Origin of the sequence: Amycolatopsis ruanii (assembly GCF_003385175.1) — a bacterium.
In the GTDB taxonomy this organism is placed as follows: domain Bacteria; phylum Actinomycetota; class Actinomycetes; order Mycobacteriales; family Pseudonocardiaceae; genus Amycolatopsis_E; species Amycolatopsis_E thermalba.
In genome coordinates this window covers 26,357-43,180 of record NZ_PQHY01000062.1, presented here as the reverse complement: position 1 = coordinate 43,180, position 16,824 = coordinate 26,357, and the positions used below count along the sequence as shown (strand labels likewise).

Below are 16,824 nucleotides of genomic sequence, written 5' to 3'. Positions count from 1 at the left end.
CCCCCGCCCGGAGGGGGCGGCACGCCCGGAGGGGGCGGCACGCCCGGAGTGCGGGCGGCACGCGGGGCGAGCGGGCACCCGCCTGGGGAGTGGGATGACACGCCCGGGTGGCGGGACGGTATGCCCGGCATGCGAGCGGCACGCCCGGCGCCCTGGAGAGGCGGAAGCACGCACCGGCTCAAACCGGTGTTACCGGCAGCCTCAGGGCGCCGGGCGCGGCCTCGGGCACCACCGGGTTCTTCGGCGCCACCGGGGTCAGCCGGGCGTACGGGGCGCCCAGCGGCGGGCGCGGATCGGGCTCGCCCTTGTTCGGCCACAGCGCCATCGCCCGTTCGGCCTGGGCGGTGATCGTCAGGGACGGGTTCACTCCCAGGTTCGCCGAGATCGCCGAACCGTCCACCACGTGCAGGCCCGGGTGGCCGTACAGCCGCTGGTAGGCGTCCACCACCCCGGTCTCCGGGGAGTCGCCGATCGCGCAGCCTCCGATGAAGTGCCCGGTCAGCGGGATGTTCGCGAAGTCGGTCCAGGCGCCCTGCGGCACCCCGTCGATCTTGGCCGCCACCCGCCGCGCGACCTCGTGCCCGGCCGGGATCCACGTCGGGTTCGGGGCACCGTCACCCTGGCGCGTCGTCATCCGGCGGCCGAACAGGCCCCGCCGCGTGTACGTGGTGACCGAGTTGTCCAGGCTCTGCATCACCAGCAGCCCCACCATCTGCTCCGACCACCGCCGCGGGTTCAGCAGGCGCGGCAGCTCGCGCCGGTGCCGGACGAGCTCCCGCAGGCCCAGCACCCACCGCCGCCGCCCGTCCGCGCCGTCCACCAGCACGGTGGCGAGCAGGCTCATCAGGTTGCTGCCCTTGCCGTACCGCACCGGCTCCACGTGCGTGACCTCGTCCGGGTGCATCGACGACGTGATCGCCACCCCGTCGGTGTAGTCGGCGTCCCTGTCACGGGATCGCACGGCCAGGATCGCCTCGGAGTTGGTCCGCGACAGGTACCCCAGCCGCCGCGAGATCCGCGGCAGCGAGCCGCGGTCGCGCAGCCGGTGCAGCAGCCGTTGCGTGCCCAGCGCCGACGCGGCGAACACGACCTGCTCGCACGTGAACGTCCGGCGCCGCCCGCGCGAGCCGGTCCGGACCGTCGTCACCCGGTAGCCGCCGCCGGGCCGCGGGCGAACGTCCACCACCGTCGTCAGCGGGTGCACCCGCGCCCCCGCCCGCTCGGCTAGGTGCAGGTAGTTCTTGACCAGCGTGTTCTTCGCGCCGTGCCGGCAGCCGGTCATGCACGATCCGCAGTGCGTGCAGGCGCGCCGGGCCGGGCCGGCGCCGCCGAAGAACGGGTCCGGCACCTCCTGCCCGGGCTTGCGGCCACCGGTCGCGAACAGCACCCCGACCGGCGTCGGCCGGACCGTGTGCCCGATGCCCATGTCCTCGGCCACCTCGCGCAGCACCCGGTCGGCGCGCGTGGTGCCCGGGTACTCGGTGACCCCGAGCATCCGCTTGGCCTGGTCGTAGTAGGGCGCCAGCTCGGCGCGCCAGTCGGTGATGTGCGCCCACTGCGCGTCCTCGTAGAACGGCCGCGGCGGCTCGTACAGCGTGTTGGCGTAGACCAGCGACCCGCCGCCGACTCCGCTGCCGCTGAGGACGAACGTGTCCCGCAGCAGGGTCAGCCGCTGGATGCCGAAGCAGCCCAGCGCGGGCGCCCACAGGTACTTCCGCAGGCGCCACGAGGTCTTGGCGAACTCGTCGTCGGCGAACCGGCGGCCCGCCTCCAGCACCCCGACCCGGTAGCCCTTCTCCGTCAGGCGCAGCGCGCTCACGCTGCCCCCGAAACCCGAGCCGATCACCACCACGTCGTAGTCCAGCTCGCCGGTCATGCGCCGCCCCCTCCCGCCGTGATCGCGCGGTAGTCGCCCAGATCCAGGGCCCGGGTCCGCAACCGGTACTGGGTGACCGTGCCGGGCCAGTTGTTGACGATCCGGCCCGCCTCGTTGCGGTACCAGCTGGAGCAACGGGTCCACACCGACCGGCCGAGCTTGCGCTGCAGCACGGTGTCGAAGCGGGCGGCGACCTCGGGCTTGACGTCGAGCGCCACCCCCGGCCTGCCCGCCAGCGCCCGCACCGCCTGCACGATGTAGCGGGCCTGCGATTCGAGCATGGCGACGATCGAGTTGCCACCCAGGTTGGTGTTCGGGCCGTAGACCAGGAAGAGATTCGGAAACCCCGGCACCGTCATACCGAGGTAGGCCCACGCGCCGTCGCGCCAGGTGCCGGCCAGGTCCGCGCCGCCGCGGCCGCGCACCGTCATCGGCGCCAGGAAGTCGGTGGCGCGGAACCCGGTGCCGTAGATCAGGGCGTCCGCCTCGTGCACCACGCCGTCGGCGGTGCGCACGCCCTCGGGCACGATCTCGACGATCTTCTCCGTCTCCACCGACACGTTCGGCCGGGTCAGGGCCGGGTAGTAGTCGTTGGAGAACAACGCGCGCTTGCACCCGGGGTCGTAGTCCGGGGTGAGCTTGGCGCGCAGCTCCGGGTCCGGCACCTGGCTCTCGCGGTGCCGGTTCGCCAGCCGTTCCAGGTACCGGCGCACCAGCGGGAGATCGACGAGCCCGAGCGAGAGGAACTCGCAGATCAGCCAGATGCGGAACCGCTCGATCTTCTGGGTGACCGGCAGGCGGCGGAACAGCGCGCGGTGCCACCGCCGGTACGCCACGTCGTTCTTGGGCACGATCCACGGCGCCGAGCGCTGGAACACCGTGACGTGCCCCGCGATCCGCTGCAGCCGGGGCACGAACTGGATCGCGCTCGCGCCGGTGCCGATCACGGCCACCCGCTTGCCGGCGAGGTCGGCCTGGTGGTCCCAGGCCGCGGAGTGGAAGGCCGGTCCGCGGAAGGACTCGCGGCCGGCGATGTCGGGCAGCGCCGGGCGGGACAGCTGCCCCACCGCGGGCACCAGGACGTCGGCCTCGAGCACCTCGCCGGCCTCGGTGCGCACCCGCCACCGGCCGGTGCTCTCGTCGAACTCGGCGCTGGCCGCGCCGGTGCCGAACCGGATCCGGCCGGTCACCCCGTACTCGCGGGCGACGTCCTCGAGGTAGGTCTTGATGTCGGCCTGCAGGGAGAACCGCATCGGCCAGTCGGGGTTGGGCCGGTGGGAGAAGGAGTACAGCGGCGACGGGATGTCGCAGCCGGCGCCGGGGTAGGTGTTCTCCCGCCACACCCCGCCGATCTCGTCCGCTCGCTCCAGGATCGTGAAGTCACCGAAACCCGCGCGGACCAGTTCGGTCGCGACGGCCAGGCCGCCGAAACCGGCGCCGATGATCAGGACGGACGGCGGTCGGGGTGCGGTGCTGCGTGCCATGCTGCTCCTCGGCGGTGAGTGGGGCTACTCCACAGTAAGTGCTCGCGGTCACTTCCCCACAGAGACCACCGGCCAGAAAACCGAGATTTTCGGCCACCCCCGCCCGCGTACCGCCGACCGGCGGAATCCATACTTCCGGCCATGGCTCAGCTCCTGCCGGTCGCCGTCCGTGACTGGGACTTCCCGCGCGGGGTCGCCAGCGTCGCGCTGCTCGTGCGGTTCGGGGCCGAGCGCGGGGTGCCCCGCGACGCCCTGCTGCGCGGCACCGGGCTGCCGCCGTCGCGCCTGGACGACCCGGCGGCGCAGGTCGACGCCCACCAGGAGCTGACGGTCGCGCGCAACCTCGTCCGGGAACTCGGCGACCCGCCGGGCCTGGGGCTGGAGGCCGGGGTGCGGTACCGGGTCACCACGTTCGGCGTGTTCGGGTTCGCCTGCATCAGCAGCCCGACCCTGCGGGACGCGATCACCTTCGCCCTGCGCTACCTCGACCTCAGCTTCATCTTCTGCCTCCCGGTGGACGACCGGCTCGACGACGAGCTGCGGTTCGAGCTGCGGGACGACGGCCTGCCGCACGACGTGCGCCGGTTCCTGCTGGAGCGCGACATCACTGCCATCCACACGGTGATGCACGACCTGCTGCCCGGTGGTCTGCACGTCCGGCGCCTGCAGTTCCGCTTTCCCGCGCCACCCGATCCGGCCCGCTACGCGGAGGTGTTCGGGTTCCGTCCGGCGTTCGGCGCGCCCGCGCACCACGTCGCCATCGACGCCGCGTCCCTGGGGCAGCCGCTGCCGCAGGCCAGCGCGCACACCGTCGCGTTGTGCGAGGCGCAGTGCCGCGAGCTGGTCAGCCGCCGCCGGGCCCGCTCCGGCATCGCGCACCAGGTGCGGGACAAGCTGATCCGCGTCGGCGGCACGCTCGCGATGGAAGACGTGGCGCGGGAGCTGAACATCAGCACGCGCACGCTGCGGCGGCGGCTGGAGGACGCGGGCACCAGTTTCCGCGGTCTGCTCGACGAGGTCCGGCAGGCGCTGGCCGAGGAGATGCTCGCGACCGGCGCGCTGTCCGTGGAGGACGTGGCGCTGCGGCTGGGGTACGCGGAGGCGTCCAGTTTCATCTACGCGTTCCGCCGCTGGACCGGCACCACCCCGGCGCGGTACCTGCGGGCCGGGAAACGGGCCTGACTTTTCGTCCGGTTTCGACGGTGCGACACGGCTGTCAGGTGTCAACCACGCGATTCCGGGGTAGATCAAGGGTCTCTTCAGCTGCGAGGAGGCCGCACATGTTGACGCTGCTCCAGCCCGCGCGCGAAGCGGGCGAAACGATCCGCACGGCGACCCGCGAGCACCTGTTGCTGGCGCTGCTGGACATCCCGCGACTACTGCGTCATCCGATCTGGCGGCCGGAGGATCCGGACGAGGGCGCCGGGCTGGGCGTGGTGCTGGTGCCCGGTTTCGGTTTCGGCGATCGCAGCCTGACCCTGGCCGGCGCGTGGCTGAAAGCGCGTGGCTACCGGCCGTCCGGGTCACGGATCGGTCTCAACGTCGGGTGCACCACGGAGCTGGTCGACCGGATCGAGGCGCGGCTGGAGCGGCACGCCGAGGACACCGGCGGCCGCGTCGTCCTCATCGGGCAGAGCCGCGGCGGCTGGCTGGCGCGGCTGGCCGCGATCCGCCGGCCGGATCTGGTGCGCGGACTGGTGATGCTGGGCAGCCCGGTGCTCGATCCGCTCGGCGCGCACCCGAAGGTGGTGCGCGTGGCCCGCCTCCTCGCCCGTCTGTCCACTTTGGGCGTTCCCGGCCTGATGGACCCGGACTGCTTCACCGGCTCGTGCTACGACGAGAACATGAAGTCGCTGGCCGCTCCCCTGCCGCCGGAAGTGCCCGCGCTGGCGGTGTACTCGCGCGCGGACACGATCGCGCCGTGGCAGCTGTGCCAGGACCCCTACGCCGAGTGCGTCGAGGTCCGCAGCACGCACACCGGGATGGGCCTGGACCCGGACTTCTACGTCGCCGCCGCGCCGCGCCTGGCGCGCTGGGCGCGGGCCGGGGACACCGCGGAGCTGTCGCGGGCGAGCTGAGCCGGTCCGGCAGGATCGGGGCATGACGGAATGGGCACGCGCGATCGGCACGGGGTGGGTCCTGGACGGGCCGGTGACGGGTCCGGACACCGACGAGTTCGCCGACCCCGGCGAGATCACGGCGGCGCTGACCGCCGCGCCGGGTGATTCGCTGCTGGCGGTGCAACACCCGCACCGCAGGCCGGGCGGCACCACGCTGCGGGAAGCGCTGCCCGCGGCGCGGGCGATGCTGGACCGGTTGCGGGAGCGGGACTACCGGCCGGTGCGCGACGTCGTGGCGCCCTACCGGATCGCCGGGCGCGACGGGACCGCGGCGGGGGTGCTGTGCCTGGTCGATCCGTCGGCGGTCGGGGCGCGGATCCGGCACGGCGAGGAGGTCTACGCCGGTGTGGTCGCGGAACGCGCCGCCGCCCTGCGAGCGCTGGGCTGCGCGACCAGCGCGGCGATGCTGGTGCCGGTCTCCGGCGCGGGCCTCACGTCCGCCGCGCTCGGCGCGATGCGCGGGAACCCCGCCGTGGACGTGACCGACCGCGCCGGCCGCTCGCACCGGTTGTGGCTGACGGGTCCCGGCGCCGAGCAGGACCGGCTGCTCGACGCGGTGCGCGCCGCTCCGGTGCTGGTGGCCGACGGCAACCACCGGGTCGCCGGGCACCCCGCTTCTGGCGCTGGTGACGGCGGGACCGGACCTGCGCATCGGCGCGATCCACCGCACGATCAGCGGCACCGGCCTGACGGCGCCCGATCTGGCGTCCGCGTGGCGCGCCGCGGGCCTGGCGGTCCGCGAGGTGTCCGAAGTGGACGCTCCGGCCCCGGGCACGGTCGCGGTCACCGCCCGCGGCGGCGCGCTGGTGGTCGGACTGCCAGGCGGGCCCGTCCACGCCGTGGTGGAGAACCTGCTGCTGGCGCGGGCGCTCGGCCTGGACCCGGAGGGCCCGCACGTGCACGCGCTACCCGGCGGGCACGCTCCCGGACCGGGGACGGACGCCGTACTGCGTCTGGCGGCCGTCCCGCTGTCCGAAGTGCTCGCCGCACACGCCCAGGGCCGCCGGATGCCGCGCAAGAGCACGTACTTCACCCCGAAACCGCGCAGCGGCCTGCTGCTGGCCGCGCTGGAGGCGTGACTCAGACCGGCACCGGCCCGTCCGCCCGCAGCGACCCGGCGCCGTGCACGCACCGGCCGCCCACGAAGGTCGCCAGCACGCCGATCTCGCTGATCCGCGCGCTGGGCACCGTCGTCGGGTCGTCGTCCAGCAGCACCATGTCCGCGCGCAGCCCCGCGGCGAGCCGGCCGCGTTCGTGTTCCTGGTGCGAGGCCCACGCCGGGTGCGCGGTGCAGGAACGCAACGCTTCGGTGGCGTCCACCCGCTCGTCCGGGCTCAGCACGACCCCGGCGCTGGTGGTCCGCTCGACCATGGACCGCAGGCCGGCCAGCGGCGCGCCCACCCCGACGCAGGGCCGGTCGGAGCTGCCCGGCACCCGCAACCCGGCGTCCACAAAGGACTGGTGCCGGTACAGCCACGGCACCCGCGCCGGCCCGAGCGCCTCGGCCATCGTGTCGCCGATCTCGTACAGGAACCGCGCCTGCGGCACCCCGACCACGCCGAGCGCGACCAGCCGCGGCAGCTGGTCCGGGCGCACCATCGCGGCGTGCTCGATGCGGTGGCGCACGTCCGGGCGCGGCAGCACCCGCTGCGCCTCCTCGAACGCGTCCAGCGTCAGGTCGATCGCCCGGTCGCCGATGGCGTGCGCGGCCACCCGCCAGCCGCTGCGGTGCGCGGCGATGATCGCCTCCCGCAGCACCTTCGGATCGTCCTGCAGCACCCCGAGGCCGCCGTGCGAGCAGAACGGTTCGGTCAGGGCGGCGGTGCGGCTGCTCAGCGCGCCGTCGGTGAAGATCTTCATCGGCCCCAGCCGCAGGAACTCGTCGCCGAACCCGCTGCGCAGCCCCAGGTCCACGCCGACCGATCCGGTGTCGGCGGGGTTGCCGCCGAGCGGGTGCAGCACCTCGCTGGCCGGCATCAGCTCGACCCGCAACGGCAGCGCCCCGCGCTCCCGCGCCAGGTGGTAGGCCGACGCCTCGGCCGGGCTGTGCCCGATCCAGCCGCCGCCGATCCCGGCCTCGGTCACCGCGGTCAGCCCCTCGGTGACGTACACCTTCGCGGCGCGCTCGATCGCGGCCGCCAGCTCCTCCACCGGATACGGCTTGACCAGGGCGTCCACCAGCTGCTGGGCCTGCTCGGCGAGCAGCCCGGTCGGCGCGCCGTCGTCGTCGCGGGCCACGACGCCGCCCTCCGGCACGCGCGCCGACCCGTCGAGCACCCCGGCCTGGGCGAGGATCGCCGAGCTGACCGTGCACATGTGGGCGGAGCGGTGCTTGAGCCACACCGGCCGCCCGCCGCCGGCGCGGTCCAGCGCGGCGCGGTCCGGGTGCCCGCCCAGCACGAAGTCGTCGTACTTCGAGCCGATCACCCACGCGTCGGCGGGCAGCTCGGCGGCCCGGGCGGCGACCGTGTCGTACAGCTCGTCCAGCGTCCGGCACACGGACAGGTCGATCTCGGCCAGCGACAGGCCGTACCAGACCATGTGGTTGTGCGCGTCGGCGAACCCCGGCGTGAGCACCGCGCCGTCCCCGTCGACCACGGTCCGCGCGGGCAGCCCCGCGACCTCCTCGTCGACCCCGACGATCCGCCCGTGCAGCACGCCCACGGTGTGCGCGCGGGGACGCTCGTCGGACACGGTCAGCGCACGGACGTTGCGCACCAGCAGGTCGAGCACGGGGAATCCTCTCGGTTCGGCAGCCCTTCCCCCGCAGACTAGGGGGCCGGGCCGCCGGATCGCACGCACCAGCGCCGAGCCGTATAGGTCGTTATACGCAGGTCCGGGCCTCGCGGTAGGCGTCGACCGCAGCTCCTCGAGATCGTCCACAGGCAGGCCCATCGCGTCTCCGGCCTGGAACCCGCCGCGCAGGCCTTCGCCGAGGCCACCGGCACGCTGCCGGTCCTCTACATCCACGGGGCGGGCTGGGTGTTCGGCAACGCGCACACCCACGACCGGCTGATCCGCGAGATCGCCGCCGGCCCCGGCGCGGCGGTTGTCTTCCCGGACTACGACCGCTCCCCCGAGGCGCGCCACCCGGTCGCGCTCGAGCAGAACTACGCGGCGGCCCGGTGGATCGTGGCGCACGGCGCGGAGCACGACCTGGACGCGAGCCGCCTGGCGATCGCCGGTGACTCGGGGGGTGGGAACACGACCGCGGCCGTGACGATCCTGGCCAAGCAGCGCGGCGACGTGACCTTCCGCCGGCAGGTGCTGTTCTACCCGGTCACCGACGCGAGTTTCGACACCGGCTCCTACCGGCAGTTCGCCACCGGCTACTTCCTCGCCCGCGACGGCACGACGTGGGGACCCGGCCCCGCGCGGAGATCACCGCCTCACCGCTGCGGGCGAGCCTGGACGAGCTGGCCGGCCTGCCGCCGGCGCTGGTGATCACCGCCGAGGCCGACGTGCTCCTCGACGAGGGCGAGGCGTATGCGAAGAGCGTCATCCACGACTTCGTAATGCTCAACGCGCTGCGCGGGACCAACGCCGCGGAAGCCGCGATCGACCAGGCGGTCGCGGTGCTGAAGCAGGCCCTGCGGGACTGATCCCCGACGGGGCAGCCGCCCCGCCAGGCCGGGTGCCGGCTTCGCCACTGGCGCGGAGCAGGCGCTCAGCCGCTCCGGTCGGTCGCCGCGATGACCCGTGCCAGCGCGGCGTGCAGCTGCTCCAGCTCGGCGACCTCCATCCCGAGCGTCTCCACCACCCGGTACGGGATCTTCTCGGCTTCGGCGCGCAGGGCGCGGCCGGACTCGGTCAGGTCGACCGTCAGCGCCCGCTCGTCGGAGCGGTTGCGTTCCCGCGTCAGGTAGCCCAGCGCCTCCAGTCGCTTGAGCAGGGGCGACAGCGTGGCGGGTTCCTGGCGCAGGGTCTCGGACAGGTCCTTCACCGACCGCGGCGCGCGGTCCCACAGCGCGAGCAGCACCAGGTACTGCGGGTGCGTGAGGCCGTAGGGCTTGAGCAGCGGCCGGTAGATCCCGATGACGCTGCGGGAGGCCACGGACAGGGCGAAGCACACCTGCCGGTCCAGCGCCAGCGGGTCCTCGCCCAGGTCGATCGCGGTCATGTGGCCCAGCCTACTCCCGTCGCAGTGCACTGATATTTAACGCATTAACTTTCAGGGTACTGTCGAAGGCGTGACCGAGCGCCGACGCCCCCATCCCCTCCAGTGGCTGTGGTACGCCCTCGGCGGCCGCCTCCCGGAGGCGCACCGCTCCTGGGTCCTGCACGACGTGACCGCCAAGACCTGGCTGTGGCGGCACGCGGCCCGGGCCTCGGTGCTGCTCCTGCCGCTGATGCTGGTCTGGTTGCTGCTGCCGGGCCCGCTCACGCTGCGGCTGAGCCTGGTGCTCATGGCGGGGCTCGTCGGGTTCTTCTACTCGCTGGTCTACGCCGAGGAAAGCGGCGAGAACCGGCTCCGCAAGCACGGCTACCCGTACGGCACCGGACGCCGGACCCGCGCCGCGGCGAGGGACGAGGCCGAGCGCGAGGTCAAGGAGCGCTACATCGCGCGCTACCGCTCACCGGAGTGAGCGGTAGCGCCCGTACCGCGCCGCGGCGAGCCGGCCGGCTCGCTCGCGGTCTAGACCTCGATCGCCCGGTGGGCGCGGCGCAGCTGCAGGCCGAACCAGAGCGCGCCGGCGCCGCGCAGCACCAGGGCGATGCCGAGCCAGATCGCGAGCGTGAGGATCGTCAGGTCCGGCCAGACCAGGGCCACCACGCCGATCAGCAGCGTGACCACGCCCAGGCCGAGCCACAGGCCCCACATCGGCAGGCGCCGCCGCCACGCCAGGGCCGCCGCGATCTGCCCGGCACCGGCCACCACGAACCCGATGCCGACCACCACCGCCAGCGTGAGCAGGGTGATCCCCGGCCAGGCGAGCGCGATCACCCCGACCGCGATCCAGACGGCGCCGAGCAGGTAGGACGGCCAGCGCGTGCGGTGAGGATCTCGTCGATGCCCTCGAACAGCAACGCGATCGCGACGATCACGGCCAGCGTCCCCACCGCGACGGCCAGGTTCACCAGCAGGAGCACCCCGAGCACCGCGGTGGCGGCGCCGAGCAGGGCGACCATCCACCACCGCCCGGTCACCCGCCGCAGCTCGCGGCCCACCCCGGCACCGGAGATCACCCGGAACGCCCCGTAGGGCTGATCGGCGGCCATGCCCGCTCCCTTCCCGCGATTCCCGGATCACGGTAAGCGCCGCCGGCACCGGCCGCACTTCGCGAACTCCCCGGGATACCAACGGAATCCGGGATTGATCACCGGTTGCGTCGTTCGGCGGCTTGTGGAACGCCGCACCCGCTGATTGCGTCGAACGGCGAACGAGTCATGGGGGTGGCACGTGTCGAATCCGCTGGTGGCGCAGGCCCAGTCGCAGACGACGGCGGTGACGGGGATCGGCATCGCCGAGTCGGCGACCGACCTGGCCAACGGGGTCAAGGACGGCTCCTGGGTCGAGGGCGGGCTGGGCGCGCTCGGGGTCGGCCTGGAAGTCCTGTCGATGGTGATCGACCCGCTCGGCACGCTCGCGCAGTACGGGGTGTCCTGGCTGATCGAACACGTCCGGCCGCTCAAGGAAGCACTGGACTGGCTCGCCGGTGATCCACCGGTGATCCAGTCCTTCTCCGACACCTGGGCCAACGTCGCGGCCGAGGTGACCGCGATCGCGCAGGACCTGACCCGCGAGGCGAACACCGGCACCGCCGGGTGGACGGGCGAGGGCGGGGACGCCTACCGCACCAACGTGGCCGCGCAGACCGATGCCATCGCGGGCGCGGCCACCCTGGCGGACGGGATCTCCACCGGGGTCATGATCATGGGCCAGGTCGTGGCGATGGTGCGCGAGATCGTCCGCGACCTGGTCGCGGAACTGGTCGGCAAGCTGATCACGTGGGCGCTGGAGGCCGTGTGCACCCTGGGGTTCGCGACCCCGCTCATCGCGGCGCAGGCGACCACGGCGATCAGCAGCGCCATCACCCGGATCAGCGACCTGATCCGCAAGCTGGTCAAGACCGTGGGCAACGCCGCGCCGAAGATCCGCCGGATCATCGACAAGCTGGGCGAGATCATCGGGAAGCTCGCGGCGCTGGGCCGGAAGTCCGGGGGCGACGGCCCGACGACACCGTCGAGGCCGGGCGCGGACGGGGTGTCCACGCCCGGCCTCGACGGCACTCCGTCCGCTCCGTCCACTCCGGACACCCCGGCGAGCCCGGACGCTCCCGGCGGCACCCCCGGTTCGCTGCGCACGACGGTGAGCAACGCCAAGGACCGGATCCGCGAGCTCGCCGTCAGCGCGAAGGAGAAGATCGGCCGGGCACTGGGCGACCCGGTGGACATGGTCACCGGCGAGGTCCTGCTGACCCAGACCGACCTCGACCTCCCCGGGGTCCTGCCGCTGCGGCTGGAGCGCATCCACCTGTCGGACTACCGCTCCGGCCGGTGGTTCGGCCGGTCCTGGGCGTCCACACTGGACCAGCGGATCGAGGTCGACGCCGCCGGGGTGGTGTTCGCCGCCGCGGACGGGAAGCTGCTCGTCTACCCGCGCGGCGACGACGGCCTCGCCCGGTTGCCGTCGGAAGGCCCGCGGCACGTCCTGGCGGGCAGCCAGCGCGACGGGTACACCATCACCGACCCCGAAACCGGCCGCGTACTCAGCTTCGCCGTGGCCGACCCGCGCTCGCCCGGGACCATGCCGCTGTCCGCGATGTCCGACCGCAACGGCAACACCGTGGAGTTCCGGTACGACGAGACGGGCGCCCCCGTCGAGCTGCGGCACTCCGGCGGCTACCGGGTGGGCGTCACCACCGAGGCGGGACGCGTCGTCGCGCTGACGATGCTCGCCGCCGGCGCCGACGGGTCCGACGTCCCGGTGACGCGCTACGACCACGACGAGGACGGCAACCTCGCCGCCGTGATCAACTCCTCCGGCCTGGCCATGCGGTTCGCCTACGACGAGCAGAGCCGGATGACCCGGTGGGAGGACCGCCGGGGAACCTGGTACGAGTTCACCTACGACGAGGCCGGCCGTTGCGTGCGCGGCACCGGGGCCGACGGCATGCTCGACAGCACCTTCGCCTACGACGACGCCCGCCTCGTCACCCGCCACACCGACTCCCTCGGCCACACCACGACCTTCCACTACGACGCCCGCGGCCAGGTCGTCCGCCGCGTCGACCCGCTCGGTGGCACCACCACCAGCGAGTGGGACGACCGCGGACGGCTGCTCGCCGAAACCGACACCACCGGCGCGACCACGCGTTACGTCACCGACGACGCCGGCGACCTGGTCGAGGCGGTGCAACCCGGCGGGGGCCGGATGCGCGCCGAGTACAACTCCCTGCACCAGCCCGTGGCCGTGATCGACGCCGCGGGCGCGATCTGGCGCTGGACCTACGACGAACGGGGGAACCCGGTCAGCAGCACCGGTCCCACCGGCGCCACCACCACCTACACCCACGACGATCGCGGCCACCTGCTGGCCGTCACCGACGCACTGGGACACACCCGGCGGTTCGAGACCAACGCGGCCGGCCTCCCGGTGACCGTCATCGACGAGGTGGGCGCCACCACGCGGCACACCTACGACGGGTTCGGCCGGGTCGTCAGCACCACCGACCCGCTGGGCGGGGTGACGCGGTTCGGGTGGACCGTGGAAGGCAGGCCCGCGTGGCGGTCCCTGCCCGACGGCTCGATCGAGCGGATGACCTACGACGGCGAGGGCGACACGGTCGAGCACGCCGACCTCACCGGCGCGGTGACGCGGATCGAGCACACGCACTTCGACCTCAAGTCCGCGGAGACCACCGCGGACGGCGCGCGCGTGGAGATCCGCTACGACACGGAGCTGCGCCCGGTGGCGGTGGTCAACCAGCAGGGCCTGGAATGGCGCTACGAGTACGACCCGGCGGGAAACCTGGTCCGGGAGACCGACTTCAACGGCCGCGTCCTGACCTACCGGCACGACGCCGCCGGCCGGGTGATCGAACGGGTCAACGCGGCGGGCGAGACGATCCGCTACACCTACGACGCACGCGGCGACGTCGTCGAACAGGTCGCCGGCGACGAGGTCACCACGTTCGCCTACGACCGGGCCGGGCGCATCGTGCGGGCGGCGAACTCCGCGGCCGAGGTGACCGTCTCCTACGACGCCGCCGGACGCGTCCTCGCCGAAACGTGCAACGGGCGGGTGGTGTCCTCGGTCTACGACGCGCTCGGCCGGCGCGTGCGCCGCACGACGCCCTCGGGCGGGCGGACGACGTGGCGCTACGACCCGGCGGGCCGCCCGCTGGCCCTGGAGACGGCGGGCAGCACGATCACCTTCGCGCACGACGCGGCCGGGCGGGAGACCGAGCGGCGCTGCGGAGCGGCGACCCTCAGCCAGACCTGGACCGAGACCCACCGGCTGCACACCCAGGTGCTCACCGCGGCGGGCGGCGGAAGGGGCCCGCGGGTCACGCAACGACGGGCCTTCACCTACCGCGCCGACGGCGGGGTCACCGCGATCGTCGACCAGCTGACCGGCCCGCGCCAGTACTCGCTGGACGCGCTGGGCCGGGTCACCGAGGTGCGGGCGCCGGGCGGCATCGAGCGCTACTCCTACGACCCCGCCGGCAACATCACCTTCGCCGCCTCCCCCGGCGACGGCCAGGACTCCGCCGGGCCGCGGGCCTACCGCGGCACCCGGCTGGACCGGGCCGGCGGCCTGCACCTCGAGTACGACGCCGAGGGGCGCGTCGTGCTGCGGAGACGGCGGACGCTGTCCGGGCGGGAGCGGACGTGGCGCTACGAGTGGGACGCCGAAAGCAGGCTCGCCGTGGTCGTCACCCCGGACGGCGTCCGGTGGCGCTACTCCTACGACCCGTTCGGGCGGCGGATCGCGAAGGAACGCCTGGCCGCCGACGGCGAGAGCGTGCTCGAGCGCACCGTCTTCAGCTGGGACGGCGAGCGCCTGGCCGAACAGGTCACCACCGGGGACGGCCCGGCCCGCGCGACGACGTGGGACTGGCACCCCGAGAGCTGGCGCCCGCTGACCCAGGTGGAGCGGGCCGCGGCCGCGGACGCGCCCCAGGAGTGGGTGGACAGCCGCTTCTACGCCATCGTCACCGACCTGATCGGCACGCCGGCCGAGCTGGTCGATCCCGGCGGCACGGTCGCGCCGCAGACCCGCACCCCGCTCTGGGGCGGCGGCGACGGGCCCGCCACCCCGCTGCGGTTCCCCGGCCAGTACCACGATCCGGAAACCGGCCTGCACTACAACCTGCACCGCTACTACGACCCGGACACCGGCTGCTACCACAGCCCGGATCCGCTGCACCTGCTCGGCGGGCTGGGCATCCACTCCTACGTCCGGAACCCGCTGACCTGGCTGGACCCGCTCGGGCTGCACGGGTACGACGACTCGCACAAGACGATCGCCTTCACCGACCGCGTCAACACGCTGAGCGGCTGGGGCAGGCACGAACCGCACTTCACCCGCCCCACGTTCAACCAGATGCGGCAGTTCCACCAGCAGATCGGCCACCCCCTGGTCGCCGAGCCGAACGGCCGGGACCAGGGCGTGTTCGGCCGCTACTTCGCGATGCACGCCGAACGCCAAGCGGCCTACCTCGACCCGGACGCGCCGATCCGGGTGTCCTCCACGATGTGCGACGACTGCCAGGGGTTCTTCCGCGCCCTTGCGCAGCACCGCGGGATCGCCCAGCATGTCAGCGACCCGCACCACGATTTCACCTTCCACACCGACGGGACGACGAGTGCCAAACCTCGACACTGACACCCTGGCGCGCCTCGCCGACGCGCTGCCCGCCGACGGCGAGCTGCCCTACGCCGACCGGCGCGCCCTCCACGCCGGGCTGGGCGAGGCGTTGCCGAGGCTGGAACTGCTGTGCGCGGAGCGGGTCCAGCCGATCTGGGACGCGGCGTTCCCCGGCGACGACCGGCCGAGGCGCCTGCTCGGCGCCGCCCGGTCCGGGCCCGCGGACGGCAGCCTGAAGCAGGCCGTCCGGGACGTGCACACCCACCTGGACAACCTGTCGCTGCGCGGCGGGACCGCGGTGTCCGCCGGGCTCGCGGCCTGGGCCGTGGCGCGCAACCTGGTGTTCGGCAGGCCCGGCGAGCCCGGTGACGTCGACGGGGAGATCGACCTCGATCCCGACGACTGGTCGCCGTGCTTCTACGCCGCCTCCGCGGCCGCGGGCGGTCCGGTCTGGCTGGACGGCAGTGATCCCGTGGCCCGGCGCGAGTTCTGGCGCTGGTACCTGCTCGAGGCCGTCCCCCGGGCCGCGGGGGCCTGACCGGCGCTCAGGGCTCCAGGCGGCGGCGCAGGTGCTCCGGGATCAGCTCCAGCAGCTGGTCCGGCCGCAGCGGCAGGTCGAGCAGGCTCAGCTTCACGCGGCTGCGGCTCGCGTGCTCACCCGCCGCCAGGCGGACCACCTGCGCGGCCTCCGGGCGCAGCGACGTCGTCAGCACCTCGTCCGGCCCCAGCGAACCCGCCGCCGTGCCGTCGACCTCCACCCCCACCGGCGCGCTGCCGGACGCGACGTGCAGCAGGATCTCGTCCTGCGGGCCGAGCACGATCGTGCGGCTGATGCCGGCCATCGGCGCCACCGGGGTCACCGCGATCGCCTCGGCCGAGGGCGAGAGCACCGGCCCGCCCGCCGCGTAGTTGTACGCCGTCGATCCGGTCGGCGTGGCCAGGATCAGCGCGTCGCACTTGTAGTAGCCGTACTGGCGGCCGTTGACCACCAGATCCACCGACACCGCGCCCGCCCGCCCGGTGCGCGCCAGCACCACGTCGTTGAACCCCGCCAGCGCCGCCCCGCCCACGGACGCCACCAGGCAGCTGTGCGGTTCGATCGTGTACTCGCCGCGCACCAGCCGGTCCAGCGCGTCCGGCAGCTGCTCCGGCGCGATCTCCACCAGGAACCCCAGGTGCCCGTGGTTGACACCGAGCACCGGCACCGGCCGCGCCATCACCAGCCGCATCGCGCCGAGCATCGTGCCGTCCCCGCCGAGGCTGAGCACCGCGCCCACGCGCGCCACGAAGTCCGCTTCGGACACCGCCGGGATGCCGGGCACCCGGGCGGCGTCCGCCTCCCGCACGATCACCTCGACCCCGCGCGTCCACGCGTGCTCGGTGACCGTCCGCACCGACGACTCCACCGTCCTGGTCGGGTGGATCACCAGGCCCAGTGTCCGCGACTCCCCCGTCATCACCACACCGGGCACGATACGCGGCCCGAAGGGAGGAGATTGGTCCCGCCGCCCCACGGGTACCTCCTGGCCC

At 73.8% G+C, this 16,824-nt stretch carries 12 protein-coding genes and 2 pseudogenes; 7 read left to right on the top strand and 7 right to left on the bottom strand.

Annotation, left to right across the window (positions count from 1 at the left end; translation table 11 throughout):
- Positions 1-178: 178 nt before the first annotated feature.
- Both D0D28_RS26920 and D0D28_RS26915 read right to left on the bottom strand, forming a co-directional pair.
- The gene (locus D0D28_RS26920; RefSeq protein ID WP_167481488.1) at positions 179-1,876 is read right to left on the bottom strand and encodes an FAD-dependent oxidoreductase; all 1,698 of its coding nucleotides are present in this window, start codon (positions 1,874-1,876) and stop codon (positions 179-181) included.
- Positions 1,873-3,360 carry a flavin-containing monooxygenase gene (locus D0D28_RS26915; RefSeq protein WP_116113466.1) on the bottom strand — a complete coding sequence of 496 codons (1,488 nt, stop codon included), beginning with the start codon at positions 3,358-3,360 and terminating at the stop codon, positions 1,873-1,875. The genes D0D28_RS26920 and D0D28_RS26915 overlap by 4 nt, the downstream gene beginning before the upstream one ends.
- Positions 3,361-3,501: 141 nt before the next feature.
- On the opposite strand from D0D28_RS26915, the gene D0D28_RS26910 reads away from it, so the two are divergent.
- From D0D28_RS26910 to D0D28_RS26900, 3 genes and pseudogenes are all read left to right on the top strand, one after another.
- Positions 3,502-4,542, top strand: a complete 1,041-nt coding sequence (locus D0D28_RS26910) for an AraC family transcriptional regulator (protein WP_116113464.1) — start codon at positions 3,502-3,504, stop codon at positions 4,540-4,542.
- Positions 4,543-4,640: 98 nt separating this feature from the next.
- Positions 4,641-5,438, top strand: a complete 798-nt coding sequence (locus D0D28_RS26905) for an alpha/beta fold hydrolase (protein WP_094003082.1) — start codon at positions 4,641-4,643, stop codon at positions 5,436-5,438.
- Between the two features lie 22 nt (positions 5,439-5,460).
- Positions 5,461-6,559 (top strand): annotated as a pseudogene (locus tag D0D28_RS26900) (DUF1015 family protein).
- 1 nt (position 6,560) lies between these two features.
- Here the strand turns inward: D0D28_RS26900 and D0D28_RS26895 are convergent.
- Positions 6,561-8,213 carry an amidohydrolase gene (locus D0D28_RS26895; protein ID WP_116113462.1) on the bottom strand — a complete coding sequence of 551 codons (1,653 nt, stop codon included), beginning with the start codon at positions 8,211-8,213 and terminating at the stop codon, positions 6,561-6,563.
- Between the two features lie 198 nt (positions 8,214-8,411).
- Here D0D28_RS26895 and D0D28_RS26890 point away from each other — a divergent pair.
- Positions 8,412-9,082 (top strand): annotated as a pseudogene (locus tag D0D28_RS26890) (alpha/beta hydrolase); the annotation flags it as partial.
- 65 nt (positions 9,083-9,147) lie between these two features.
- Here D0D28_RS26890 and D0D28_RS26885 read toward each other — a convergent pair.
- Positions 9,148-9,600 carry a MarR family winged helix-turn-helix transcriptional regulator gene (locus D0D28_RS26885; protein WP_094003086.1) on the bottom strand — a complete coding sequence of 151 codons (453 nt, stop codon included), beginning with the start codon at positions 9,598-9,600 and terminating at the stop codon, positions 9,148-9,150.
- A 70-nt stretch (positions 9,601-9,670) separates the two neighbouring features.
- On the opposite strand from D0D28_RS26885, the gene D0D28_RS26880 reads away from it, so the two are divergent.
- On the top strand, positions 9,671-10,066 hold the full coding sequence (locus D0D28_RS26880; RefSeq protein WP_094003087.1) for a DUF5313 family protein: 396 nt from the start codon (positions 9,671-9,673) through the stop codon (positions 10,064-10,066).
- Between the two features lie 50 nt (positions 10,067-10,116).
- On the opposite strand, the gene D0D28_RS37045 is transcribed toward D0D28_RS26880, so the two are convergent.
- Entirely contained in the window at positions 10,117-10,425 is a 309-nt protein-coding gene (locus tag D0D28_RS37045; RefSeq protein ID WP_240323369.1) for an HdeD family acid-resistance protein, read from the bottom strand.
- Positions 10,422-10,700: a hypothetical protein gene (locus D0D28_RS37040; RefSeq protein ID WP_240323368.1), complete on the bottom strand. Its 279-nt coding sequence runs from the start codon at positions 10,698-10,700 to the stop codon at positions 10,422-10,424. The genes D0D28_RS37045 and D0D28_RS37040 overlap by 4 nt, the downstream gene beginning before the upstream one ends.
- A gap of 181 nt (positions 10,701-10,881) precedes the next feature.
- On the opposite strand from D0D28_RS37040, the gene D0D28_RS26870 reads away from it, so the two are divergent.
- Both D0D28_RS26870 and D0D28_RS26865 read left to right on the top strand, forming a co-directional pair.
- Positions 10,882-15,312 (top strand): DUF6531 domain-containing protein, encoded by a 4,431-nt coding sequence (locus D0D28_RS26870; protein ID WP_116113459.1) that lies wholly within the window; start codon positions 10,882-10,884, stop codon positions 15,310-15,312.
- A complete protein-coding gene (locus tag D0D28_RS26865; protein WP_162831202.1) occupies positions 15,293-15,832 on the top strand; it encodes an Imm5 family immunity protein in 540 nt (179 codons plus the stop codon). Before D0D28_RS26870 ends, D0D28_RS26865 begins: the two co-directional genes overlap by 20 nt.
- 7 nt (positions 15,833-15,839) lie before the next feature.
- Here D0D28_RS26865 and D0D28_RS26860 read toward each other — a convergent pair whose 3' ends face one another.
- A complete protein-coding gene (locus tag D0D28_RS26860) occupies positions 15,840-16,751 on the bottom strand; it encodes an NAD(+)/NADH kinase (RefSeq protein WP_116113469.1) in 912 nt (303 codons plus the stop codon).
- Positions 16,752-16,824 lie beyond the last annotated feature (73 nt).

Bases quoted from the DNA above. Each gene is read 5' to 3' on its own strand.
- D0D28_RS26860 (WP_116113469.1), bottom strand. From the start codon at position 16,751: ATGACGGGGGAGTCGCGGACACTGGGCCTGGTGATCCACCCGACCAGG.
- D0D28_RS26905 (WP_094003082.1), top strand. From the start codon at position 4,641: ATGTTGACGCTGCTCCAGCCCGCGCGCGAAGCGGGCGAAACGATCCGC.
- D0D28_RS26885 (WP_094003086.1), bottom strand. From the start codon at position 9,600: ATGACCGCGATCGACCTGGGCGAGGACCCGCTGGCGCTGGACCGGCAG.
- D0D28_RS37040 (WP_240323368.1), bottom strand. From the start codon at position 10,700: ATGGCCGCCGATCAGCCCTACGGGGCGTTCCGGGTGATCTCCGGTGCC.
- D0D28_RS26920 (WP_167481488.1), bottom strand. From the start codon at position 1,876: ATGACCGGCGAGCTGGACTACGACGTGGTGGTGATCGGCTCGGGTTTC.
- D0D28_RS26915 (WP_116113466.1), bottom strand. From the start codon at position 3,360: ATGGCACGCAGCACCGCACCCCGACCGCCGTCCGTCCTGATCATCGGC.
- D0D28_RS26910 (WP_116113464.1), top strand. From the start codon at position 3,502: ATGGCTCAGCTCCTGCCGGTCGCCGTCCGTGACTGGGACTTCCCGCGC.